The sequence below is a fragment of the Thermobaculum terrenum ATCC BAA-798 genome (assembly GCF_000025005.1).
Lineage (GTDB): Bacteria > Chloroflexota > Chloroflexia > Thermobaculales > Thermobaculaceae > Thermobaculum > Thermobaculum terrenum.
Window position 1 is genome coordinate 776371 of sequence record NC_013526.1, and the last position, 23577, is coordinate 799947.

Annotated in this window: 21 protein-coding genes and 1 riboswitch; of the genes, 9 read left to right on the plus strand and 12 right to left on the minus strand. The window is 65.9% G+C overall.

Annotated elements, in window-relative coordinates; all coding sequences use genetic code 11:
• Positions 1 to 3: 3 nt before the first annotated feature.
• The 10 genes from TTER_RS15680 to TTER_RS13125 all read right to left on the minus strand — a co-directional run bounded on the left by TTER_RS15680 (position 4) and on the right by TTER_RS13125 (position 10538).
• A complete protein-coding gene (locus TTER_RS15680) occupies positions 4 to 141 on the minus strand; it encodes a hypothetical protein (RefSeq protein ID WP_012876520.1) in 138 nt (45 codons plus the stop codon).
• A 74-nt stretch (positions 142 to 215) separates the two neighbouring features.
• Positions 216 to 1220: a Gfo/Idh/MocA family protein gene (locus TTER_RS13085; protein ID WP_012876521.1), complete on the minus strand. Its 1005-nt coding sequence runs from the start codon at positions 1218 to 1220 to the stop codon at positions 216 to 218.
• Positions 1221 to 1232: 12 nt separating this feature from the next.
• Positions 1233 to 2213, minus strand: a complete 981-nt coding sequence (locus TTER_RS13090) for a Gfo/Idh/MocA family protein (RefSeq protein ID WP_012876522.1) — start codon at positions 2211 to 2213, stop codon at positions 1233 to 1235.
• Positions 2214 to 2274: 61 nt separating this feature from the next.
• Positions 2275 to 3351, minus strand: coding sequence for a serine hydrolase (locus TTER_RS13095; protein ID WP_041425315.1), 1077 nt, complete (start codon positions 3349 to 3351; stop codon positions 2275 to 2277).
• Positions 3348 to 4979 (minus strand): glycoside hydrolase family 3 protein, encoded by a 1632-nt coding sequence (locus TTER_RS13100; protein WP_012876524.1) that lies wholly within the window; start codon positions 4977 to 4979, stop codon positions 3348 to 3350. The genes TTER_RS13095 and TTER_RS13100 overlap by 4 nt, the downstream gene beginning before the upstream one ends.
• 15 nt (positions 4980 to 4994) lie before the next feature.
• Complete coding sequence (locus tag TTER_RS13105) at positions 4995 to 6020, minus strand: Gfo/Idh/MocA family protein (RefSeq protein ID WP_012876525.1); 1026 nt, start codon at positions 6018 to 6020, stop codon at positions 4995 to 4997.
• 500 nt (positions 6021 to 6520) lie between these two features.
• Positions 6521 to 7372, minus strand: a complete 852-nt coding sequence (locus TTER_RS13110; protein WP_012876526.1) for an NAD-dependent epimerase/dehydratase family protein — start codon at positions 7370 to 7372, stop codon at positions 6521 to 6523.
• 9 nt (positions 7373 to 7381) lie between these two features.
• Entirely contained in the window at positions 7382 to 8116 is a 735-nt protein-coding gene (locus tag TTER_RS13115) for an ABC transporter permease (RefSeq protein WP_012876527.1), read from the minus strand.
• Entirely contained in the window at positions 8113 to 9024 is a 912-nt protein-coding gene (locus TTER_RS13120) for an ABC transporter ATP-binding protein (protein ID WP_012876528.1), read from the minus strand. Before TTER_RS13120 ends, TTER_RS13115 begins: the two co-directional genes overlap by 4 nt.
• 80 nt (positions 9025 to 9104) lie before the next feature.
• Positions 9105 to 10538, minus strand: coding sequence for a sulfatase family protein (locus tag TTER_RS13125; protein ID WP_012876529.1), 1434 nt, complete (start codon positions 10536 to 10538; stop codon positions 9105 to 9107).
• Positions 10539 to 10666: 128 nt separating this feature from the next.
• Between TTER_RS13125 and TTER_RS15115 the strand changes: the two genes are divergently transcribed.
• The 7 genes from TTER_RS15115 (at position 10667) to TTER_RS13160 (ending at position 18465) form a co-directional block, all read left to right on the plus strand.
• Positions 10667 to 11149 carry a MarR family winged helix-turn-helix transcriptional regulator gene (locus TTER_RS15115; RefSeq protein ID WP_012876530.1) on the plus strand — a complete coding sequence of 161 codons (483 nt, stop codon included), beginning with the start codon at positions 10667 to 10669 and terminating at the stop codon, positions 11147 to 11149.
• A gap of 17 nt (positions 11150 to 11166) precedes the next feature.
• Positions 11167 to 12864: an MDR family MFS transporter gene (locus TTER_RS13135; RefSeq protein ID WP_012876531.1), complete on the plus strand. Its 1698-nt coding sequence runs from the start codon at positions 11167 to 11169 to the stop codon at positions 12862 to 12864.
• A gap of 185 nt (positions 12865 to 13049) precedes the next feature.
• The gene (locus TTER_RS13140) at positions 13050 to 13823 is read left to right on the plus strand and encodes a DeoR/GlpR family DNA-binding transcription regulator (protein ID WP_012876532.1); all 774 of its coding nucleotides are present in this window, start codon (positions 13050 to 13052) and stop codon (positions 13821 to 13823) included.
• Between the two features lie 76 nt (positions 13824 to 13899).
• A complete protein-coding gene (locus TTER_RS13145) occupies positions 13900 to 15285 on the plus strand; it encodes an ABC transporter substrate-binding protein (protein WP_012876533.1) in 1386 nt (461 codons plus the stop codon).
• A gap of 13 nt (positions 15286 to 15298) precedes the next feature.
• Complete coding sequence (locus TTER_RS13150) at positions 15299 to 16222, plus strand: carbohydrate ABC transporter permease (protein ID WP_012876534.1); 924 nt, start codon at positions 15299 to 15301, stop codon at positions 16220 to 16222.
• Position 16223: 1 nt separating this feature from the next.
• Positions 16224 to 17108 carry a carbohydrate ABC transporter permease gene (locus TTER_RS13155; protein WP_012876535.1) on the plus strand — a complete coding sequence of 295 codons (885 nt, stop codon included), beginning with the start codon at positions 16224 to 16226 and terminating at the stop codon, positions 17106 to 17108.
• A gap of 13 nt (positions 17109 to 17121) precedes the next feature.
• Positions 17122 to 18465: a family 4 glycosyl hydrolase gene (locus TTER_RS13160; protein WP_012876536.1), complete on the plus strand. Its 1344-nt coding sequence runs from the start codon at positions 17122 to 17124 to the stop codon at positions 18463 to 18465.
• Here TTER_RS13160 and cas6 read toward each other — a convergent pair.
• Complete coding sequence (cas6, locus tag TTER_RS13165; RefSeq protein WP_012876537.1) at positions 18450 to 19253, minus strand: CRISPR-associated endoribonuclease Cas6; 804 nt, start codon at positions 19251 to 19253, stop codon at positions 18450 to 18452. The genes TTER_RS13160 and cas6 overlap by 16 nt on opposite strands.
• Before the next feature lie 75 nt (positions 19254 to 19328).
• Entirely contained in the window at positions 19329 to 19508 is a 180-nt protein-coding gene (locus TTER_RS13170) for a hypothetical protein (RefSeq protein ID WP_012876538.1), read from the minus strand.
• A gap of 51 nt (positions 19509 to 19559) precedes the next feature.
• On the opposite strand from TTER_RS13170, the gene ribD reads away from it, so the two are divergent.
• Both ribD and TTER_RS13180 read left to right on the plus strand, forming a co-directional pair.
• A complete protein-coding gene (gene ribD, locus TTER_RS13175; RefSeq protein ID WP_049823078.1) occupies positions 19560 to 20696 on the plus strand; it encodes a bifunctional diaminohydroxyphosphoribosylaminopyrimidine deaminase/5-amino-6-(5-phosphoribosylamino)uracil reductase RibD in 1137 nt (378 codons plus the stop codon).
• A 40-nt stretch (positions 20697 to 20736) separates the two neighbouring features.
• A riboswitch (cobalamin riboswitch) is annotated at positions 20737 to 20930 on the plus strand.
• 158 nt (positions 20931 to 21088) lie between these two features.
• The gene (locus TTER_RS13180; protein ID WP_012876540.1) at positions 21089 to 23548 is read left to right on the plus strand and encodes a ribonucleoside-diphosphate reductase subunit alpha; all 2460 of its coding nucleotides are present in this window, start codon (positions 21089 to 21091) and stop codon (positions 23546 to 23548) included.
• Positions 23549 to 23577 lie beyond the last annotated feature (29 nt).

Below are 23577 nucleotides of genomic sequence, written 5' to 3' on the forward strand. Positions count from 1 at the left end.
GTACTACCAACGGGAGCGCATCATCTCACCGTCGTCGTAGATCCCCAGCAGGTACAGCACGCAGCACACCAGCATCACCATCAACCACGCGGGCGAGAGCATGAGCCAGCACAACCAGTACTGCAGACTCCTCCGGGACATACGCAGCCTCCACGGGGATTCAAAAGCTCGCTGGCTAATTAACTCCCCCTAGGAGGCGAAAGGTTCCAGCCTAGCTAGACGTGCTGCACCCTCGATACCTGGGCACTACGGACCGATTCATAAGCTGCGTGTACAACCTCCACCGCACGCAGGCCATCCTCACCACTGGCCAGCGGCGTACGTCCCTCCCTGATGGCAGCAAGGAAGTCCTCGATCATTAGAGCATCTCCGTCCTCACCCCAGGGCAACTCGGCGGCACGCACTCGGGAGTTGCTGTAGAATTTGCTGTGCTGCGCCGTGTAGTTGAAGTCGGCGATGCCCTCCGTGCCGACCACCTGCAGAGTAACATCTCCCCAAGTGGGAAACGCCTTATTGGGCCGGGACCAGCTAGGGTCTAGGGTAACCACCACCCCGCCTTCCAGGCGCATCACTAGCAGGCCACAGTCCTCCACTCCCAAGTCCTCGTAGAAGCGTGTATCCGCCTCGGCATACACGGACTCGAACTCACGCCCTGTCACGAAGCGCACCAGGTCCACGACGTGCACGGTGTGATCCGTGACGGCCCCACCCCCCGAGAGCTCGGGCTGCACGAACCAGCCCCCAGGCATCGTGCCTCGGTTGGTACCCCTGATGGATACCAGCTCGCCCAGCTTGCCCCCCTCCAGGGCGGCCCTCAACTCAAAAGAGGCCGTGGCGTGGCGGACCGGAAAGGCGGTCCCCAGCAGCACGCCGGCCCTGCGGCAGGAGTCGACCATCTCGCGAGCGTCCCCCGGAGAGGTGGCCAGCGGCTTCTCGCACAGCACGTGCACCCCGGCGGAGGCGGCCGCCAGGGCGAGCTCCCTGTGCCGGGAGTTCTCCGCACAGATCACCACCCCATCGCAGGCCCCCAGCGCCCTCTCCAGGTCGGGCTCGTACCGCGTGTGGTACTCCTCGGCCTTGGCCTGGCCTCGCGCCGGGTCGTCGTCCCACAGGCACACCAGCTCGGCGTCCTCGCGACCACCCAGCACCCGGGCGTAGGAGTCGGCGTGCAGGTGGGCCGCGGACAATATGGCTACTCTTATCTTGGCGTTAGCGCTCACCTCAAGACCTCCTCACAGCGTTACTGGCACATCCCTCTGTGCCGATTCCAGGGCGGCTAGCCCGACCCTCAGGGAAGCCAGGGCATCCTGGCCGCTGCACCTGGGCTCGGGCCCACCAAGCAGCCAGCGCACCCAGGCGTGGTCCTGCTCCTCGTAGGGCCCCCTGCGGGCGGGCATCCTCACAGGCACCTCCACCGCCGGGCGCTCCCCCTCGGGCCGCTTGAGCTGCAGCTCAAGCGGCCTGGTGGACGCGCTGTCGGTCGTCAGCAGAGCCTCGCTCCCGGCCACCTCCAGGGAGGTGGCGAAGCCCATGTGGGCCCAGCTACCCTCCACGTAGGAGATCGCGCCGCTCTCGTGCCGCAGCGAGACCATCCCCACCATGCGCTCGGGGCTGTCGCTGGTCAGCTGGGCGTAGACCCTTCTGACCGGGCCGAAGGTCCACAGGAGCCAGTCGATGTCGTGGATGGACATGTCGAGGATGACCCCCCCGCTGAGGCCGTAGTCGGCATACCAGTTGCGAGTGCCCCTGGGAAAGGCATTCACCCGGATGGTCCTCACCGTGCCAACGGTGCCCAAGGCCCCCTGCTGGACCAACTCCCTTGCCTGGTAGTACTCCGGGAACCAGCGCACGACGTGGCCCACACCAAGCTTGACACCCGCCTTGGTGACGGCGTCCACCATCGCCTCGCCGTCCTCCAGGGTGCGGGCGAGTGGCTTCTCGCAGAAGACGTGCAGCCCTGCCGAGGCCGCCAGCTCCACGTACTCCCTGTGGTACGGCGTAGGGGTAGCCACGACCACGGCCTCCAGGTCATCCCTCTGCAGCAGCCCACGCGGGGACTCCTCCACCTGCGCCCCCACGCTCTCGGCGAGCGCCCTGGCCCTCTCCGGGCTGGTGGAGGCCACCGCGACTATCTGCGCATCCGGCTCCTGCGAGAGGATGCGCGCATGGTAGTTGGCCATGGTGCCAGCACCTATGATGCCTATCCTGATCACTTCTCCCTCCCTATGCAGCGGTATGTGCTCATTATAGGGCTAGTCGCCACAGGGTACCAAGTCACGCGAGGGCGCACACCACGGCGTTGTGGAAGCGCCGGCGCAGGGAGACGATCCCTGGGCGCAGCGTGGCGTGCACCCTGTTGGTGAGCAGCACCACCTTCAGCCGGTACTCGGGATCCACCCACAGGCTGGTGCCCGTGTAGCCGGTGTGCCCGAAGGCCCGTGGCGAGGTCAGCTGCCCGCTGTTGTCGTAAGGGTCCCCCTTCAGCACCCAGCCCAGCCCCCTGTGCCCCCCAAGCCCCGCGGTGTAGTCCCGCAGGGCCGCGGCCACCAACGGCTTGGGGAAGAACCCTCCCTCGGTCCAGGGCAGCCAGCAGGCGTCCAGGTAACGCGCCAGGTCCTGGGCGGTCGAGAAGAGCCCCGCGTGCCCGCTCACCCCGCCCAGCGCCCAGGCGTTGTCGTCGTTCACCTGCCCGCGCTGGTAGCCCCCAAGGTAATCCCTGTACTCGCACGCCGCGATCCTGTCCCGGAGCTCCGGCGGCGGCGAGAACATGGTATCCCTCATGCCCAGGGGCTCGTAGAGGCGGACGCGGGTCCATTCCCCCAGATCCTGGCCGGTCACCCTGCGCACCCATTCCCCGAGCAGGATGTATCCCAGGTCGCTGTAGATCACCTTGACGCCGGGCGGGTGCACCAACGGGGTGGCGAGCACCTGCTGGAGGATCTCCTGGGGAGGCCAACCGTGCTCGTACAGCTTGACGTGGGCCGGCAGCCCCGAGGTGTGCGTCAGCAGGTGCAGGAGCGTTATCCCCCCCTTGCTGGGGTCGTCGGCCCACTCCTCGAACACCTCCGCCGCGGGAGCCTGCAGGTCGGCCACGCCCTCACTGACCAGCAGGAGCATGGCCGGCAGGGTGGCCACCACCTTGGTGAGGGACGCCAGGTCGAAGATCGTGTCCGCGCGCATCGGCACGCGCTCGTGCGGCAGGTCGACCGCATGGCCCACGACGTGCGGCTCCAGCCAGCCCCGGTCCACCCCCACCAGCGCCACGGCTCCTGGGATCAGCCCGGCCGCCACGGCCTCGTCCAGGATGGCGTAGGCCCTCTCGATGCCGCTCCTGACCAACCCTGGGTTCACCTCCCGCGCCCCCCGCGCTTGAGGCCGTGCCCGCGGGGGTACAGGCCGGGCAAGCTGACCGGCAGCCTGCCCCTGGGCTCCACCTCCCCGAACATCACCCGCACGGCCGCCTCCACCGCGCCGGGCGTGTACTCGTAGGTGGCCAGGTAGGTCCCCAGGGCGGGGAACGCCAGCAGGTCGTAGGGGTTGCGGACGGCGATGCCTATCACCCTCACCTGCGCCTCCAGCAGCTCCCTCATGAGCGCCGCCTGGTCGGGGTAGAGGTGGGCGTTGAGCGTGGCGTAGATCACCAGGTCCGCGCCCTCCACCTGCCGCAGGATGGCCGCCCGCGTCTCTGCGTCGTGGGCGGCGGGCACGGGCATGCCCTCCACCGAGACTCCCCTCCTGGCCACCGCGGCCGCCGCGAAGCCCTGGGGGAACCTGTTGTCCTCAGCCCAGGTGACCTCCTCCCTGGCAGGGTACAGCACGGCCACCCTCTCGAGAGCGGAGGCATCCAGGGGCAGCAGCCCCCAGTCGTCCCTGACCAGCGTCACACTAGCCTCGTAGACCCGCTGCGCGAGGCGAGCGTGCTCCTCACCTCCCACCCAGTCCGGGACGCCGCCCCCCAGGGCCTCCCGCCACGAGAGGCGCTCCTTGAGGCACATCACCCTGTCGGCGGCCTCTTGCAGCCTGTCCTCGGAGAGCGCGCCCTCCCGCAGCGCAGCGTACAGGGCGCGCACCGCGCCCACCTGCCTGTCGTGCCGGTGGGAGACGAGCGCGACGTCGGCCCCGGAGGCGATCGCCAGGACGGCCGACCTCTCAGTGCCTATGGTCTCCGACACGGCCCTCATCTCCAGGCAGTCGGTGATCACCAGCCCACCGAAGCCCAGCTCCCCCCGCAGGAGGCCATCTATGACCTCGGGCGATACCGTGGAGGGCGCCTCGTTCGCCATGATCGCCGGCAGGTGCAAGTGTGCCACCATGATCGAGTCCGTACCGGCCTCTATGCCCCTCCTGAACGGGGGCAGCTCCACGCTCTCCAGCCTGGCCCTGTCGTGGGGCACTACGGGCAGCGCCAGGTGCGAGTCCACCGCGGTGTCCCCGTGCCCTGGGAAGTGCTTGAGGCAGGAGATCACGCCCGCCTCCGCGTAGCCCTCAACCGCGGCCGCGACCATGTCGCCCACGGCCTGTGGGTCCTCCCCAAAGGACCTCACACCTATGACGGGGTTGGCCGGGTTGTTGTTGACGTCCGCCACGGGCGCCAGGTTCATGTTGACGCCGAGCGCGCGCAGCTCCCTGCCAGTGGTGAGCGCCACCTGCCGGGCGCACTCGGGATCCCCAGCGGCCCCGAGCGCCATGCTGCCGGGCAGGACGCTGGCCCCCTGGCCCAGGCGTCGCACCACGCCGTTCTCCTGGTCGATCATGATCAGCAGGGGCTGCCTGTGCCCTGCATCGAACGCCGCGCGCTGGAGGGTGGCCGTCAGCTCCCTCAGCTGCTGGACGTCCCGCACGTTCCGCGAGAACAGGATCACGTTGCCCACCCGGTAGCGCTGGATGAGCTGCAGCACCTCGGGCGTGGGTGCGTGCCCCGGGAAGCCCACCGCCACCACCTGTCCCACTAGGTCCTCTATCCTCAGATCTTCAGGCAAGACGTCACCTCCACTCTAGATAGTTATGTCCACCGGCAGGCGTCGCTCGGCGCTGTCGACGGCCGCGAACACCATCGCCAGGCTGCGGATGTTGTCCGAGGCCACGGTGTCCACCTGCCCGCCGGAGAGCACCGCCTGCACGAAGTCGCGGATGAGTCCTGCATGCCCCCCTACCTTGTCGCCCTCGTACGGGGGCACCTGCACGTCCTCCAGCTCTGAGAGGAATCCGCCCGTGGCCTTCACCACCTGGGCGCGGAAGCCGTCCTCGCCGTCCCAAGACACGCTGCCCTTGGGCCCTATCACCCGCCATTGGCCCGACCATGAGGTGTTGAGGCCCTCCGCGCACCAGCTGCCCCTGAAGTTGAACACGAGGCCACCCGAGAGCTCGAACACCGCCACCGCCGAGGCACCGTGGTCGTACCATGAGCCCTCCGGGTTCCACTCCTTGCAGTAGACCGACACAGGGTCGGCGCCCGTGATGAAGCGCGCCATGTCGAAGATGTGGATCGCCATGTCCACCAGCAGCACGTGACGCATGTGGTCGCGAAAGCCCCCGAAGTGGGCGCCTATGTAGAAGTCTACGTTCACGGTGTGAGGACTGCCTATGACGCCCTCATCCAGGAAGCCCTTGAGGGCACGCACGCCGCGGTTGTACCTGTAGTTCTGCATCACCGCCAGCATCTTGCCGGAGGACGCCGCCGCCTCCACCAGCCTCCGCGCCCCCTGCAGCGTGTCCGCCAGGGGCTTCTCGGTGAGAACGTGGCAGCCATGGCTCAGGGCCTCCAGCGTCACCTCCACGTGTGCCTCGGGGATCGTGCAGTTGAACACCACGTCGGGCGCCGTGGCCGCCAGCACGGACTCCAGGTTGCTGCCGATGAAGGCCGACCCCAAGTTGAACTCCTCCGCCCTGTTGTGCGCGGCCTCCTCCACGACGTCCACCAGCCCCACCACCTCCACCTCGGGCATCTGGGACAGGGCGCCCAGCCAAGCCCGGCTTATCCCTCCACAACCCACAAGCACAGCTTTGATCTTATCAGGCAATGTACCACCCCCTTCACAAAGATATCTAAGTTAGGATAGCCCAGGGCACTCGGCGGCACAAACCGTCACCCCGCCTCCCACTAGCTCTCTATCATACATACGAGGCGGGCTCGGTGCCAGAGGCCGAGGCCAACGCGCCGAGCAACCTCCCACAGAGTACGCACCCAAGATGCGCTACCTCGAGAGGCAGCCCCTCATGAGCTCGACGCCCACGTCGCTCTCCCTCCCGCCAGGGAGGGTGGGCGCTCCACGCGCACCACAAGCTCACCCCCGGTCCTCAGGGTCAAGATGTAGCGCACGGGGCCCCCACGTTGCGGGCGCACACGCCCACGATCACGAGAGCGGCGTAACCGGGGGTAGAGCCGAGGCGGGCCCCTCTACCCACAGAGAAGCCCGCCGGATGGCCCCGTCCTAGCCCGATGGCGGCCGCGGGCCATCGAGGCCCCGCACCAGCACTTGATCCCGCTCCCCTCCGGGCAGAGCTCAACCCCAGGCATCCGCTACTGTCCGCCCGCACGCTCGCCCGAGCCCAGCATCTGCCTGATCTCGTCGGCGTACAGCACCTCGGAGTCGTCCTGGGGGTCGTAGCCGACCACCCTGCGGGCGTTGACTATGCTCCAGAACTTGCGGGCGTTGTTGGAGACGCCGTAGAAGATGTGGAAGGGCACGCCGTGCTCGTCCTCTATGTTGGGGGTCTCTATGGACCTGCAGAAGAGCTGCTGGAGGTCCCGCGGGGAGACGTAGCCCGCCAGGTCGCGCAGGTACCGGAACAGCGGCTTGTCGGCGTAGTCCCGCGCACGGATCTCCCTAGGGGCCACTATGCGGATCTGCACCACCTCCAACTTCCTACCTAGGGCCCCACACGCGTACACGAAGCCCAGCGACTCGTAGGCAGCCTTGGCCCAACCATAGAAGCTGTCCGGCCTAGGGTAGTCCTCTGGGCTGACCGTGTCGCGTAGGCCGCGCGACCAGGGCTGTTCGTACCACTTGGCGGCCTGGTTGGTACTGGCAGCCACGACTCTGCGGACACCGTTGTCCAGAGACAGCTGGTACACCCTCTGCATCATGTCCACGTTCGTGCGCTCGACCTCGTACTGGACCCGGGGATCCGAGCCCTCCGGGCGGACGTAGGCCAGGTGCACCACCACGTCCACGCTCTGGAAGAGCAGGGCCAGCGCCTCCTCCCTCTCGCGCAGCAGGTCCACTACCTGGACGCCTTTGACCGGGCGGCCCTCGGCGTCGTGCGTGCGCAGATCGATCAAGGTCAGCTCGTACCTCTCCCTGAAGGCCGGCAGCAGCTGCTTGGCTATGTAGCCTGTGGCGCCCGTAACCAGCACCCTGAGCCTAGGCATGCTCCCCTCCTACACGTAGTTCTGGCCCTCGTCCCGACGGTAGAACCAGAGCGCCACGACGAGGAACAGCAGGGTGTAACCCAGCAGCCACAGCCAGTCCTGGAGCCTCCAGGGATCACCCCGCACCACGTCCCACACGATGTTGCCCCAGCGCCTGGTCGGCAGGTAGGGCGACACCTTGGCGGCAGCGCTCGGCAGCGCGTCCGGGGGCACCCACAGCCCGCCCAGGAAGGACAGCGGCAGCCAAAGCATGTTGGCGACCGCTATCGCGGCCCTGGGCCCCGTGGAGTACCCTATGGCTATGCCGAGCAGCGTGAACGGCACCAGCCCCAGCAGGATCGCGACCGCGAAGCGCGCCCACTGCCCTGCCCCCATCGACACCGGCGTGGTGAGGAGAGCGAGCACGAGCACCGCCAGCCCGGTCAGCAGCGCGAACAGGAAGGAGTTGAGGAAGCGGGCGGCCGTGCGCACGCTCATGGGCAAAGGCAGGGTGCGCAGGTAGACCTCCCAGGGCGTGCTGCGCTCGGTAGCGATCCCCACCCCGAACTGGAAGATCGCTACCCCCAGCACGGCGAACACCATGAAGGAGCCCAGGACGAAGTTGGCCGCGCTGGAGCTATCGGCGTTAGGCACCGCGAAGAAGAGGAACAGCACCAGCGGCAGGAGCAAGGTACCGGTGATGTACTCCGGCGTCCGCAGGTACAGCAGGACCATCGATCGAGTGTGCGCCCACAGCAACCTCATCTGCTACCCTCCGTGATCGCGATGAATGCCTCCTCGAGGCTAACAGCCAGCACCTCCAGGTTGGCGAAGCTCACGCCCGAGGTGACCAGCGCCCTCACCAGGGCATCCGAGTCCTTCGTGTAGACGGTGTAGGTGCAGCCCTCCTGGTGGACGCTGACGACCTCCGGCAGCGCCGGCAGCGAGGGAGCCTCGAAGCGCACCCGGCGCACGCCAACGATCGCCTTGATCTCGTCGACCCGGCCCTCCGCCACCACCTTGCCCTCGTTGATCACCACCACCCGGGTGGCCAACGCCTCGGCCTCCTCCAGGTAGTGGGTGGTGAGCACCACCGTCCTCCCCTGGGAGACGAACTCGCGGGTGGCGTCCCACAGAGATCGCCGGGACTCGACGTCCAGCCCGGTCGTGGGCTCGTCCAGAAAGACCACCTCCGGGTTGCCCACGAAGGCCAGCGCCACCGCCAACCTGCGCCGCTGGCCGCCGCTGAGGGCGCTCGTGCGCCTGCCCGCCACGTCCTCCAGCCCGAACCTGGCCATGGCCTCCTCAGCGGTCATAGGCCTGGGGTAGTGCGCCCGCACGAGCTCCAATACTTCCCTCACCTTCAGCTCCCCTGGGAAGCCTATGTTCTGAGGGGTCGCCCCCACCCGCAGCCGGCACCTCCAGTCCCGGGGATCACCACCGAACAACCTGACCTCGCCCTCGGTCGCCCTCCGCAGACCGAGCATGATGTTGATCGCGGTCGTCTTGCCCGCACCGTTGGGGCCCAGCATCGCCAGGAGCTCCCCGGGACGCACGTCGAGGTCGATCCCACGCAGCGCCTCCACGCTGCCGTAGAGCTTGCGCACCCCCCTCATGGTCACCACCGGGGACCCCACCCCGGCGTCCTCGTCGCCTACCAGCCTAGCATCCATGCCTCCCTCCCATGCGCCATCACGACGCGTCGTATGGATTCGAGTACAAATATGTCACAATCGGCCGAGGATTTCCACCCCTATGGGCAGGTGAAGGCCCGACAGCCCTCGTACTCCCGCAGCTGCTGGTGGAGCCTCTCCAGGGGTAAGCCCTGGCTAGTGGCTATCCCGCTCAGCAGGTTGTGCAGCTCCCAGGGATCTCTACGCAGGTCGTAGTACTCCCTGAACGTCATGTGCCGCAGTCCCCAGTCGTGGTAGTACTCCACGTACTGGTAGCCGGGGGTGATCAGCGACGACCAGGTGGGGGACCAGTGCTCCAGAAGCAGCGCCGACCGACGGAAGCGCCTGTCCAGCAGGGAGTGGCCGTCCATCGGCGCATCAATCTGGACGCCGGTGGCCTGCGCTATCGTGGGAGCTATGTCTATGTTGGCCACTAGGCGATCGTCCACCGCACCGGCGGGCACGTGCCCGGGCCAGCGCATCATCATGGGCACCTGCACGGACTGCGTGTAGGGCCAGGACTTGGACACCAGCCCGTGCTCGCCCCAGAGGAAGCCGTTGTCCGAGATGTAGATCACCAGGGTGTTGCGGTCCAGCCCCGTGCTGTGCAGCGTGCTCATCACCCTGTTCACTAGGTCATCGGCGGCCATGAGCATCCTCTCCTGCTGGGTGGGGATGATCTGTGTGAAGTAGCGCTGCCGCTGCGCACTCGACCAACGCATGCGCCCTCGGTCGTCCGGAGGCAGCTGGTAGTGCTCCACGCGGTGGGTACGCTCCAACCTGCGCACGAAGGGAGGCTTGTCGGATATGTCCCGCTCACATGTGGCAGGATCACCACGGAAGGGAGGCACAGGCGCGTCCGCGTACCTCTCCGGAGGTTGGAACGGGGCGTGCGGCACGTGGGGGGCAACGTATAGGAAGAATGGGCGCCCGTTGCCGGCTGCTGCCCTCTCGCGGATGAACTCCACGGCGTCGTCCGCGACGTGGTCCGTGGAGTACCCCGGCACGCGCTCCACCCTGCCCTGCTCGTTGAAGAGCGCGTTGACATGTACGGGCTCCTGTATCCCCCATCGGTCGAAGTAGGGAGGAGCCCGGTACACGTCCCAGTAGTTGAGGTACTTGCCGAAGATCGCCGTCACGTAGCCGGCGCGCTGGAGGTAGTGCTGGATCGTGAGCTGCTGAGGGAGCCTGTCGCCGTACACGTTCTGCACGACGTGGTGGTTGTGGGCGTAGAGGCCGGTGAAGATCGAGCTCCGGGAAGGACAGCACAGCGGCGTGGTGACGTAGGCGTGGCTGAAGTACGTGCCCCCGCGCACCAGCCAGTAGCGAGTACGAGGCATAACCCCCAGCGTGCCCACCCGCTGATCGTCCGTGACGATCAGCACGACGTTGGGGCGAGGGTGCATGCTGTGGACCCGCCGAGCGTCGAGGTGCAGCCCCAACACCACCATCAGGGCCAACAGCCCGGATATCAACGCCCTGCGCCAGCCAGGAGACGCCAAGTATTTCCCCATCTAGCCACCTCCAAGGATAAAACCCTATGATGTGGGCAAAAGTTCCTTGACAAACAATTAGGATGTAATATACTAAACGTAGTTAATAATTAAAATATCTTAATTACCGGGAACGAAAGGTGATAAGGATGCATGCGACACAACAGCAATGCGCCGAGCTGCTCTTCTCGCTGCTGTTCCACCTCCGGTGGGTGCTCTCCCACACGCTGAGGCAGGAGAGCCAGCAGCTGGGGTTGAGCATCCAGCAGCTGTTCGCGTTGGGGGCCATAGCCTATGGTTGCAGGCAGCCCAGCGACCTAGCGCGCAAGATGTTCGTCTCCCTGCCAGCTGCCACCAGCATGGTGGACACCCTGGTGGAGCATGGGCTAGTGCACCGCGAGAGGGGCAGCGACGACCGCAGGGCGGTCTACCTGTCGCTGACCGACAAGGGTCAACGGCTCCTGGAGTCGGGCAGGGAGAGGGTGTTGGGCGCCATAGGCGACGTGATCGCCTGCCTGGAGGCGGACGAGCAGGAGGAGCTTAGGCGCATACTGCAGAAGATGGACGAGTGCGCGGCGGGCCTCAAGGAGGCTTACCTGACGCACCGCGAACCGGATCGATCAGTTGAGTAAGAAGGAGGGATAGATACATGGCGCAAACCACCGTTGCTGCACCCAAGGCCACAAGCCTGAGCGAGCTGCCGCGCAGGCAGGTCTACCTCACCCTAGCGGGGCTGCTGCTGGCGATGCTGCTGTCGGCGTTGGACCAGACGGTCGTCGGCACCGCGATGCCCAGGGTGATAGCCGAGCTGAGGGGCTTCAACCACTACGCCTGGGTGTTCACCGCCTACATGGTGACCTCCACCACGATGGTGCCGATATTCGGCAAGCTGTCGGATATCTACGGCCGCAAGTGGTTCTACCTGGGGGGAGTGGCGCTGTTCCTGGTCGCCTCCTGGCTCTGCGGCCTCAGCCAGACCATGACCCAGCTCATCCTGTTCCGGGGACTGCAGGGAGTGGGGGCAGGCGTGATGCAGGCCATAGCCTTCACGGTGGTGGGGGACCTGTTCCCGCCCGCGGAGAGAGGCAAGATCCAGGGAGTGTTCAGCGCCGTGTTCGGCCTGGCCAGCATAGTGGGGCCGACGCTCGGCGGCTGGATCACCGATAACCTGAATTGGCGCTGGGTGTTCTACGTGAACGTGCCGATAGGGGTGCTGGCGCTGGGCACGCTGTTCCTGTTCTTCCCCAACATCAGGCCCCACGGTCACGAGCGCTCGATCGACTACTGGGGAGTGCTGGCGCTGATCTTCGGCGTGGTGCCGATGCTGATCGCGTTCTCCTGGGCGGGCACGGAGTACCCCTGGGGCTCCAGCCGGATAATCGGGCTGCTGGCGTTCTCCGCGGTCATGATCCTGGGGTTCATCTGGCTTGAGACCAGGGCCCAGGAGCCGGTGATACCGCTCTCCCTGTTCCGCAACCGCACATTCACGGTCTCGGTCATCTCGACCTTCATCACCTCCGCGGGGATGTTCGGCGCCATCATGTACATCCCCCTGTTCGTGCAGGGAGTCATCGGGACCTCCGCCACCAGCAGCGGCACGATCCTGATGCCGATGATGTTCGCGCTCATCTTCTCCAGCATCGTGTCCGGGCAGATCATATCGCGCACCGGCAAGTACAAGGTGATCACCATCGTGGGGCTGCTGGTCATGACCGGAGGCCTCTACCTGCTATCGAGGATGGATGCCTCCGCCACCAACGCCCTGGTGGTCCGCAACATGGTCATCACGGGCCTCGGGCTGGGCGTCACGATGCCCGTGTTCACCATGGCGGTGCAGAACGCCCTGCCCTACAAGATGCTGGGCGTGGGCACCAGCTCGCTCCAGTTCTTCCGGGCCATAGGCGGCACGATAGGCGTGGCGATCTACGGCTCGCTGCTCAACAACCGGTTCCAGGACGCCCTGCAGACCAACCTGCCTAGGCAGCTGACCCAGATCGTGCCCGCCGACAGGCTGAAGGCGCTGGACAACCCGCAGGTGCTGGTCAGCCCCGAGGCTAGGCAGGCGATGCAGCGAGCGTTCGCGCAGCTGGGCCCGCAGGGCGAGGCGATCCTGCGGCAGCTGATGGAGTCGATCAAGGTATCGCTCTCCTCGGCGATCACCGGCATATTCCTGGTGGCCGCAGTCGCGGTGCTCGTATCCACCGTAGTTACCCTCTTCCTGCCCGAGCTCCCGCTCCGGCGCAGCCACCAGGCCGCGCCCGTGGTCGAGACCGGGGAATTCTACTACTCCGACGAGGAGGAAGAGGAGGAGCGGCCCAAGCGCAGCCCCTCCTATGAGGTATCTTGACATCACCCACTACTCCTACCCCCTGCGCGTGGGGGGAGGCGATCGCCTCCCCCCACATATTTTGGCCCGCGCACCACAAACGATCATAAAAGAGCATCTACGATCATATTCGAGCGATCAAATATTGACATTTGCGCTTGGCAGTAGTAGTATTACCTCACCTCAGGATGAGAGGTGGGGCCAGGATGCTGGATGCGGAGCGACGGCAACAGATAGTCAGCTTCATCGAGGAGAACAACGGCGCCACCGTGGCCGAGCTGAGCAGGCAGTTCGGCGTGAGCGAGGCGACCATCCGGCGCGACCTCCTGCTACTCAGCAGGAAGGGGCTGATCGAGCGGGCCCACGGCGGGGGCGTGCCCCGCAGGATGAGGCACACCCAAGGCTTCCCGGAGCCCCCTCTCCTCAGCCGCGCCGCCCTGCAGGTGGAGGAGAAGAGGCGCATCGGGAGGGCCGCCGCGCAGTACGTCGATGACGGCGACTCCATCATGGTATCGGGCGGCACGACCACCGCCGAGATGATCCCCTACCTGGCGGACAAGCGGGACCTTACGGTGATCACCAGCGCGCTCAACATAGCCACTCTGCTGGCCTCCTACCCCAACATCACCGTGATCGTCCTGGGGGGCGTCCTGCGGCACGGCCACCTCAGCCTGCTGGGCGTGCTGACGGAGGAGGCGCTGGAGAACATACGGGCGGATAAGCTCTTCATGGGCACCCCCGCCATCCACGCCGACTACGGCCTCTCGGCGGACGACATGGCCGAGGTGCAGGTGGATAGGGCGCTGATGGACGCCTCCCGGGAGGTGATCGTGTTGGCCGATCACACCAAGTTCGGCAGGGTGGCCACCATCCGGGTAGCCCCGATCAGGAGGATACGCAGGGTGATCACGGACAAGGCCGCCCCGCAGGACGACATCGCCGCGCTGCGGGAGCAGGGCATAAAGGTCGACGTCGTCTAGGCACGGAGGTGATGTCTATAGGGCACGAGGACCGTCTTGGCAGAACCTAGAGACTATAAAGTGCAGGAGGAGCAAGATGTCACAGGGACGCATTCCCAAGCAAGTCCTAACCCGGAGGCGGTTCCTACAGGCCGCGGCGCTGGCGGGGCTGTCGCTGGCGGGCTGCGGCGCGCCCGGGGGAGGCGCCCAGCCCACGCTGCCCCCGGCCAGCCTGACCGCTACGGTCGAGGCCAAAGGGGTGTCGGTGTCCACCCCCATCGCCGGCAAGACCAACGTCACGTGGTGGACCCACAACAACCCGGCGTTCGTCGCCGCTAATAAGGAGATGATCCGCAGATTCGAGCAGGCAAATTCCAACATCCACATCGTGTATCAGTATTTTCCGTACGACGTGTTCATCCGCAAGCTGCAGGCGGGTTATAGATCCGGTACCGTGGCAGATATGCAGCAGATGTTCGGCACCTGGGTGACGGACTACGCCAAGAACGGCCTCCTGGAGCCCGTGCCGCCCGACATCGCGGGCTCGATGGAGGACAGGTTCTGGCCCGCGGCGCTGGGCGCCTACAAGTGGGAGGGCAAGTACTACGGCATGCCCAACGAGTACAACCTGGAGAACGGCGGCATGCTGGCCAACCCCAAGCTGTTCCAGGAGGCCAACATCAAGGCCTACCCGCAGACCTGGGCGGAGCTCATCTCGGACGCCCAGCGCCTGACGAAGAGGGACCAGAAGGGGAAGATCCAGCAGGTGGGCTTCGCCTTCACCAACAACGACAGCATCACCTTCCTGTTCCTGTCGATGATCCTGCAGCAGGGAGCGACCTACTGGGCCAAGGACGGCGTGCACGTCGACTTCTCCACGGAGGCCGCCAAGAAGGCCTGGGCCGACGAGACGGCCCTCGTCACCAAGTACAAGGTGGACAGCGAGCAGGCCTACACGGGCGACTCCTACGAGATCTTCTTCCGCGGCAAGGCAGGGATGGCCATGCGGGGCCCCTGGGTCATAGCGGTGGCGAAGGAGCAGTTCCCCCAGTTCAAGTTCGACTACGTGCCCATGCCCCCCTACGCCGGCACCGAGCCCAAGTTCGCGGCCGAGTCCGGCTGGGGAGAGGTGGTCAACGCCAAGGCCAAGCCCGAGATCAAGGAGGCCGCCTGGAAGTTCATCGAGTTCATCCACCAGCCGGAGAACCTGCGCGACTGGAACATCCTGACGTTCACGATCCCCTCCCTCAAGGAGCTCAAGGACGACAAGAAGATCCTGCAGAACGCTCCCCAGATGAAGACCTCCTTCGAGGTGCTGCAGTATGGCCAGTGGGTGGGGCCCGTGCAGGACAGGGATCGCTTCTGGCAGTACGTGCACGACGCCTTCACCTCCGTCGAGCTGGGCAAGATGTCGCCGGAGGACGCCCTCAAGGACGCCGAGAAGAAGATCAACGCCATGATCGATGAGCACGTGGGGCCCTAGGGGAGGTGGAGCCATGGTGATCACTAGACAACTCGGCGCCAGAAGGGTCCGCAGCCGGCCGCCCGGTCACTCCAGGCGGATGGTGTTCGTCGCCACCTGGCTGACCCCGATCATGCTGCTGTTCGTGGTCTTCTCGTTCCTGCCCATAGCGATGGTGATATGGCTCAGCCTGCACAGGTACAACCAGCTGTCGCCCACGGTGCCGTTCGTGGGGCTGCGCAACTACACCTTCGCCTTCACCAAGGACCCGTTCTTCCTCAACGCCCTGGGGAACACGCTGAAGTTCGCCCTGGTGGCAGTGCCCCTCAACATCGTGACCTCGCTGCCGATCGCCATAGGGCTCAACAGGATCTCCAGGCTGCGAGCGCTCTTTCGAGCCTCCTTCTTCATGCCCACGATCACCTCGGCGGTGATCGTGTCCCTTATCTGGCAGCCCATCTACGACCCCATGGCGGGGTGGCTCAACACCTTCCTGAGCGCCCTCGGGCTGCCCACGAGGGCCTGGCTAGCGGACCCGAGCACGGCGCTGTGGGCAGTGATGGTGGCGGCGCTGTGGCAGGACCTGGGGTACAACATCATCGTGTTCCTCGCCGGCCTGCAGGGCATACCCGAGGAGTTCTACGACGCCGCCAAGGTGGACGGCGCCGGCGCCTGGGCGCGCTTCCGGTACATCACCCTGCCGCTGCTGCAGCGCACGCTGGCCTTCGTGCTCGTGCTGACGATGATCTCCTACCTGCAGGAGTTCACACACGTCCAGGTCATGACCGGCGGCGGGCCCATCCACGCCAGCGAGACGCTGGTGCTCTACATCTACCTCAAGGGCTTCCAGGACTTCCAGATGGGCTACGCCTCGGCCATGTCCGTGGTATTGATGCTCATCATCCTGCTGATCACGCTCGTGCAGCTCAGGCTGCTGCGCGCGAGATGGGAGTACTGATATGACGGTTAGAACCACTCAGACCGCGGCGCTGGCGGAGCGAGAGCACGTCGTCGCCCGGGCCCGCAGGCGCCTCAAGGCCGGCGACCTCGCGCTGTACCTGGTGCTCACCCTGTTGGCCCTGGTGTTCGCCATGCCCTTCTTCCTCATGCTCTCCAACGCCTTCAAGACCTCCGCCGAGATCATCCAGATACCGCCGACGCTCATCCCCGAGCACCCCTCGCTGGACAGCTTCCGCGAGGTGCTGCGATCGGCACCCTACCTCACCTGGTTCCGCAACAGCATCGTCGTGGCCTCGTCGGTCACCCTGATCACGCTGTTCACGAGCTCGATCGCCGGCTACATCTTCGCCAAGTTCGACTTCCCTGGCAAGGGGCTGCTGTTCGTGCTCCTGCTGAGCACAATGATGGTGCCGTTCTCGGTGCTGCTCATCCCCATGTACCTCATAGCGGACTACCTGCACCTGCTCAACACCCTGTGGGCCCTGATAGTGCCCGGGATGGTGAGCGCCTTTGGGGTGTTCCTGCTGCGCCAGTTCATAGCCAACATCCCCAACGACCTGATCGAGGCGGCGCGGATGGACGGCGCCTCCGAGTTCTCCATCTACTCCCGGGTGATCGTGCCGCTGGTGGGCCCGCCGCTGGCCGCGCTGGGCATATTCACCTTCCTGGGATCCTGGAACGACTACCTGTGGCCGTTGGTGGTGGTCAACGACCTGAACAAGATGACGCTGCCCCTGGCGTTGAGCTTCTTCAACAGCGCCCACGCGCAGCGGTACGACCTGGTGATGGCCTCGGCGACGATGATGGTGCTGCCGGTGTTCGTCGTCTTCGGCATCTTTCAGAGATACATCGTCAACGCCTTTGTGCTGACGGGCATAAAGTGAGAGGAGGAGATGCATGGCCAAACCCAAGATAGTCATCATAGGCGCGGGCAGCACGGTGTTCACACCCGGGCTAATCGCTGACCTGACCCGCTCGGAGTCGTTGCACGATGCCGAGGTGGTGCTGGTGGACATCGACCCGCGCGCCGTGGAGGTGATGGTGAAGCTCGCCCGCCGCCTGGCAGACCAGAAAGGGGTGGCGCTGCGGGTCGAGGGCACCACGGACCGCCGCCAGGCGCTGCCGGGGGCGGACTTCGTGACCACGACTATCGCCGTTGGGGGCGCGCGGGCGTGGGAGCGGGACCTGCGCATCCCCGAGCGGTACGGCATCTACCAGACGGTGGGCGACTCCGTGGGGCCTGGAGGGGTGTCGCGAGCGCTGCGCCACGTACCGGAGTTGGTGGCCATCGCGCGCGACATGGAGGAGCTGTGCCCCCAAGCGTGGCTCCTGAACTACACCAACCCCCTGAGCGTCAACGTCCGCGCCGTGCGCAAGGCCACGTCCATCAGGTGCGTGGGGCTCTGCCACGGCATCCTGCACACCCGCCGGGCCATCGCCCAGGATCTGGGAGTGCCCCCGGACGAGCTGCACCTCGTGGCCGCCGGGGTGAACCATCTGTCGTGGGTGCTGGACATGCGCTACCGAGGGGAGGACGTGTACCCCCGCTTTCGGCACCTGGTCGCTCAGAGGCTGCGCGAGCCCGAGCGCTGGGCAAGCCGTGACCCCTACGGCGGCCTGCAGCGCGTGAGCGCCACCCTGATGGAGGTCTACGGGCTGTACCCGTCGCCGGGGGATCGCCACGTGGCGGAGTTCTTCCCCTACTTCCTGCGCGTGGAGGGCGGGCAGCTGGCCTACGGCCTCCAGCCTGGGCTGGACCTGACCAACGACATCCTCGCGGGCAAGGGCTCTCTGTGGGACCACCTACGCGCCGAGGCGGAGGGCACCGCGCCCATAGACCCTTCCCTCCTGGACGAGGCTCGGGAGGGCGAGAGGGCCGTCAGCATCATGGAGGCCATCCTGCGCGATCGGCCGCAGCACGAGCTCGCGGTGAACGTGCCCAACGAGGGGCTGATACCCAACCTGCCGCCGGAGGGGATCGTGGAGGTACCGGGGGTCGTCAGCGGCTACGGGGTGCGCGGCGTGGCCGTGGGGGAGCTGCCGGAGGGCATCGCCGCGGTGCTGAGCGCGCGCATCCATCAACAGGAGCTCACCGTGGATGCCGCCCTTACGGGAGACCGGGAGCTGGCGTTGCAGGCTATGCTAGCCGACCCACTAGTGCAGGACGTGGAGGCAGCCCGCGCCATGTTGGACGAGCTGCTCGAGACCCATGCCAGATACCTGCCTCAGTTTGCATTGTGAGAACATACCTCCGGCTCCTCCATCACCTGCCGCGGCCGTAGGACGTCGAACATGCCGAAGCCCTGGGCGTTCTTGGCGCCCAGGCCGGCATCGTAGGCCAGCCAGAAGTAGGGCTCCGGGAGCCGGAGCTCGTAGATGCCCAGCCATCCCTTGATGATGTTGCCCTTGTAGTTGACCACGCTCATGTCGCGGGTGGTCACGCGCAGGGGCTTGAGATACGAGCCCTCGAGGTCCCGCTCCGGGTCGGTCTGCCAGCACAGGGACTTGGCCTTCCTGGCCAGGTTGGAGATGATGCCCTGGCTCCACTCGTCCTCATAGGGCGAGTAATAGTAGGTCTTCCTGCTACCCCTGATGGTTGTAAGGGTGCTGTACACGGTGATGGGGGAGGCTGCCCTCACCACCAACCTGTCCTCCTGACCCACCTCGGGCTTGGGCTCCACCGCCACCTCGTCCACCCGGCAGACCTCGTTGCCCAGGCGTACCTGCGGCCGCTTGAGCAGGTGCTCGGCGATGGAGGCGAGCAGGTCCGCGTCCACCGCAGCTATGCGGATCGTCACCCCCTCTAGGAAGCTGATGCGGCCCTGGTGTATGCGGTACCTGCCCCCGAGGCGCGCGAAGGTGAACATCTTGAAGTTGCGGCGGAAATAGGCGTGGCCCTCGTCGTGCACCCAGCGCGCCAGACCGGCATCCAGGTTGCTGTAGACGAACCCCTGCACCGCGTGGTTGTAGTGCAGGGGCAACACAAGCTCATCGTGCTCTTCGGGGTAGAGCTTGACCCTGATCCTCAAGAGGCGTTCCCCTTCCACAAAAGACGTTGACGTTTGTTACACAAGGTTACACCCAAACGTCAACGAAAGCAAGGATCAGTTGGTGGGTTCCTCGAAGAGGCTGCCGAAGACTCCTCCGTAGTAGAACCCCAGCGTGCCCACAAGCATCACCACGCCCGCTAGAGTATGCAGGTCCCTGCCCGTCGCGAACCCCACCACCAGGGTGAGGACTATCAGCAACACGCCACCGATGATCGAACCCAAGAACGCCTTCATGCCTTGCTCCTTCGGGAAAGTTGTACAGCTTACATGTTACCATTATGTAGCATGCAGGAGAAGCTGGCAACCACGAGCACGCACGAGGAGGCCATGCGCAGGGCGCTGGAGCTCGCCGAGAGCGCCCTCGGGCGCACTTGGCCCAACCCGGCGGTGGGCGCCGTGGTCGTGAGGGACGGCCTGGTGATCGGCAAGGGCGCCACCCAGCCGCCCGGCGGGCCCCACGCCGAGGTGGTGGCGCTGGCAGAGGCTGGGGAAGCAGCCAGGGGAGCCATCCTCTACGTCACCCTCGAGCCTTGCTCTCACTGGGGAAGAACCCCTCCCTGCACGGAGGCGATCATCCGGGCGGGCGTGCGGGAGGTGCATGCCGCCACCCTCGATCCCAACCCCAAGGTGCACGGCAGGGGTGTGGCGCAGCTCAGGGAGGCCGGCATAGAGGTGCACCTCGGGCTTTGCGAGCGCGAGGCCACGCGGATCAACGAGGGCTTCTTCAAGAGGGTGAGGACCGGCCTGCCGTTTGTGACCCTCAAGTACGCCATGACGCTCGACGGGCGCATAGCCACCCGCACCGGCAGCTCCAAGTGGATCACCGGCGAGGAGGCCCGGACTTGCGCGCACAGGCTGCGGGACAGGGCGGACGCCATCATGGTGGGCGTGGGCACGGTCCTCGCCGACGACCCGCTGCTCACCACCCGCCTCCCACCCGAGCTGTGCGGCTACGGCGGCCCGCACCACCCCCTGCGTGTGGTGGTCGACAGCCGCGGCAGGACTCCCGCCAGGGCCGCCATGCTCCGGCGGGACACCCCGGGGAGGACGCTCGTAGCTTGCACCACCCTGGCCCCCGAGGACAGGAGGCTGGCCTGGCAGGATGCTGGCGCGGAGGTGGCGGTGTTCGCCCCGGAGGACGGCAGGGTGCCCCTGGAGGCGCTCCTGAGGTACCTGGGGGACACGGGAGTCAACACCGCGCTGGTCGAAGGCGGGGGAACGCTGCACGGCGCCCTGCTGGATGTGGGCCTGGCCGACAAGATAGTGGCGTTCGTAGCTCCCAAGCTGATCGGTGGCGAGGGCGCCCCCGCGCCGGTGGGTGGTCGCGGCGTGGCCGACATGGCCTCCGCTCTCGAGCTGGCCGATGTCCGCGTGACCCAGGTCGGGCGTGACCTCCTCATCGAGGGGTACCTCCGGATATAAAAATCCCATATGTAGTATTGACAACTGTCACATACCTCAATATATTGTAATTACCGTCGGTTCGCTGGTACGGCCAGCGAGGCAAGAGGGAATCCGGTGAGAATCCGGGACTGCCCCGCAGCGGTGAGCGGGAACGAAAGCCGCAGTACGGCACTGGGAGGTCCTCCTGGGAAGCCGCGGCGAGTAGGCCATCGGCCCGCAAGTCCGAAGACCTGCCGACGGTCCACGCGGTGCGTGGTTGCGGTGCCGACCTTCGAGGGTGAGGCGGACCGAGGAAAGATGCCATGGTGGAGCAGCATGCCTGGTGCTGTTCTCTCCCGCTGCTCTTGCCTCGTCCTACCTCTCCAGGCCCCCGGGTCGGCTCTCCCACAAATCTAGCAAGGAGTAAGGAGATGTCGACTGCAATCAGGGAGCTGGAGACTCAACGAGTCAGGGTGGTATCTCCGGAAGGCGGCCTGGTGCCGCTGGATCCGGATCGCGTACGACGACACCTACAGCATGCCTGCCGGGGACTACCGGAATGCGATCCCGATGAGCTGGCGAACGAGGTGGTGCGATCCTTGTACGACCGCGTGACCCCCGAGCAGATCAGGTCCGCGATGATCCTGGCGGCCCGGGCGCGCATCGAGCGCGATCCCGCATACGACAAGGTGGCATCGCGCCTGATGCTGGAGCAGATCTACCAGGAGTCCTGGGGGTGGGTACCCTCGGAGGCGGAGCTGGCGGCCACGTACAGGGAGATGTTCCCGCGATACGTGCACGCCTGCATCTCCGCTGGCAGGCTCTCGGAGGAGCTGGCCAGGTTCGATCTGGCGCGCTTGGCCTCCGCCCTCAGGCCCGAGAGGGACGAGAAGCTGCGCTACATAGGGCTGCAGACCCTGTACGATCGCTACCTGCTGGATGTCGAGGGCAGGCGCCTGGAAGCCCCGCAGTACTTCTGGATGAGGGTCGCGATGGGGCTGGCGCTGCGGGAGGACGATCCCAACGCCCGCGCGGCCCAGTTCTACGACCTGCTGTCCTCGCTGCGCTTCGTCAGCGCCACGCCCACCCTGTTCAACAGCGGTACGCCTCATCCACAGCTCAGCTCATGCTACCTGTCCACCGTGGAGGACGACCTGGAGCACATCTTCAAGGTCATAGGGGACAACGCCAAGCTCTCCAAGTGGGCCGGTGGCCTGGGCAACGACTGGACGCGAGTGCGGGCCACGGGCGCCCTCATCAGGGGCACGCACGGCAAGAGCCAGGGGGTCATCCCCTTCCTCAAGATCGTCAACGATACGGCCGTGGCCGTCAACCAGGGAGGCAAGCGCAAGGGCGCGGTGTGCTGCTACCTCGAGCCCTGGCATCTGGACTTCGAGGAGTTTCTCGAGCTGCGCAAGAACACGGGCGATGAGCGTCGGCGCACGCACGATATGCACACCGCCAGCTGGGTGCCCGACCTCTTCATGCGGCGCGTCCAGGAGGGAGGTACCTGGACCCTCTTCTCCCCCAACGAGGTGCCAGACCTCCATGAGCTGTACGGGAGGGCGTTCGAGCGACGGTACGTGGAATACGAGCGCATGGCAGAGGAGGGCAAGCTCCGGCAACACAAGAGGGTGGACGCCAAGATGCTCTGGCGGAAGATGCTCTCCATGCTATGGGAGACCGGACACCCCTGGATAGCTTTCAAGGACCCCTCCAACATCCGGTCGGCGCAGGACCACGTCGGGGTGATCCACTCCTCCAACCTGTGCACCGAGATCCTCCTGCCCACCAGCCGCGAGGAGACGGCGGTATGCAACCTGGGGTCGATCAACCTGGTGGAGCATCTGTCGGGCGACGGCCTGGACGAGGCGAAGCTGGCGGAGACGGTCAGGACCGCCGTGCGCATGCTGGACAACGTGATAGACATCAACTTCTACCCCACGCCCGAGGCCAGGAGGTCCAACCTCAGGCATCGACCGATCGGGCTGGGCATCATGGGATTCCACGACGCGCTGCTCGCGCTGCGCATCCCCTACGCCAGCCCGCAGGCCGTGGAGTTCTCCGACCAGACGATGGAGCTGATCTCCTGGCACGCCATCATGGCCTCGAGCGAGCTTGCGGCCGAGCGCGGCCGATACCCATCCTATCAGGGCTCCAAGTGGAGTCGCGGTCTGCTGCCGATCGACACGATCGAGTTGCTGGAGCGCGAGCGCGGGGGCGATCTCGAGATGGACCGCACGGCCAGGCTAGACTGGGGGCCGGTGCGCGAGGCGGTGGCCCGATGGGGCGTGCGGAACTCGCAGATCATGGCAATAGCTCCCACCGCCACCATCTCCAACATCGCCGGCGTCTCCCAGTCGATCGAGCCCCACTACCGCAACCTGTTCGTCAAGTCGAACCTATCCGGGGACTTCACCATCGTCAACCCGTACCTGGTGGAGGACCTCAAGCGGCTGGGGCTGTGGAGCCAGGAGATGCTCGACAGGATCAAGTACTACGACGGCTCCATCCTGCCGATAGAGGAGATCCCGGACGAGGTCAAGCACCTCTACCTGACGGCGCACGAGATCGACCCGCTGTGGCTCATCGAGTGCGCCAGCCGCAGGCAGAAGTGGGTGGATATGGGGCAATCCCTCAACATCTACGTTGCGGAGCCCAGCGGCAAGAAGCTCCACGAGATCTACTTCGCCGCCTGGAGGAAGGGGCTCAAGACCACCTACTACCTGCGGGCCGTCGGCGCCACCAACGTGGAGAAGGCCAGCATGGATATCAACCGCTTCGGGGTGCAGCCCCGCTGGATGAGATCCCGATCGGCCTCCAGCCGCGTGCGGATCGTGCGCGAGGGGAGCACCTGCCAGCTGGGCGAGGACTGCGAGGCCTGTCAGTAATCCACAGGGAACATAACTACAGAGAAGGA

What these genes read in the sequence shown, in the direction of transcription:
- TTER_RS13110 (WP_012876526.1), bottom strand. Translation starts at nt 7,372, where the DNA reads ATGCCTAGGCTCAGGGTGCTGGTTACGGGCGCCACAGGCTACATAGCC.
- TTER_RS13150 (WP_012876534.1), top strand. Translation starts at nt 15,299, where the DNA reads ATGGTGATCACTAGACAACTCGGCGCCAGAAGGGTCCGCAGCCGGCCG.
- TTER_RS13115 (WP_012876527.1), bottom strand. Translation starts at nt 8,116, where the DNA reads ATGAGGTTGCTGTGGGCGCACACTCGATCGATGGTCCTGCTGTACCTG.
- TTER_RS15680 (WP_012876520.1), bottom strand. Translation starts at nt 141, where the DNA reads ATGTCCCGGAGGAGTCTGCAGTACTGGTTGTGCTGGCTCATGCTCTCG.
- TTER_RS13140 (WP_012876532.1), top strand. Translation starts at nt 13,050, where the DNA reads ATGCTGGATGCGGAGCGACGGCAACAGATAGTCAGCTTCATCGAGGAG.
- ribD (WP_049823078.1), top strand. Translation starts at nt 19,560, where the DNA reads ATGCAGGAGAAGCTGGCAACCACGAGCACGCACGAGGAGGCCATGCGC.
- TTER_RS13145 (WP_012876533.1), top strand. Translation starts at nt 13,900, where the DNA reads ATGTCACAGGGACGCATTCCCAAGCAAGTCCTAACCCGGAGGCGGTTC.
- TTER_RS13160 (WP_012876536.1), top strand. Translation starts at nt 17,122, where the DNA reads ATGGCCAAACCCAAGATAGTCATCATAGGCGCGGGCAGCACGGTGTTC.
- TTER_RS13135 (WP_012876531.1), top strand. Translation starts at nt 11,167, where the DNA reads ATGGCGCAAACCACCGTTGCTGCACCCAAGGCCACAAGCCTGAGCGAG.
- TTER_RS13170 (WP_012876538.1), bottom strand. Translation starts at nt 19,508, where the DNA reads ATGAAGGCGTTCTTGGGTTCGATCATCGGTGGCGTGTTGCTGATAGTC.
- TTER_RS13125 (WP_012876529.1), bottom strand. Translation starts at nt 10,538, where the DNA reads ATGGGGAAATACTTGGCGTCTCCTGGCTGGCGCAGGGCGTTGATATCC.
- TTER_RS13120 (WP_012876528.1), bottom strand. Translation starts at nt 9,024, where the DNA reads ATGGATGCTAGGCTGGTAGGCGACGAGGACGCCGGGGTGGGGTCCCCG.
- TTER_RS13180 (WP_012876540.1), top strand. Translation starts at nt 21,089, where the DNA reads ATGTCGACTGCAATCAGGGAGCTGGAGACTCAACGAGTCAGGGTGGTA.
- TTER_RS13155 (WP_012876535.1), top strand. Translation starts at nt 16,224, where the DNA reads ATGACGGTTAGAACCACTCAGACCGCGGCGCTGGCGGAGCGAGAGCAC.
- TTER_RS15115 (WP_012876530.1), top strand. Translation starts at nt 10,667, where the DNA reads ATGCATGCGACACAACAGCAATGCGCCGAGCTGCTCTTCTCGCTGCTG.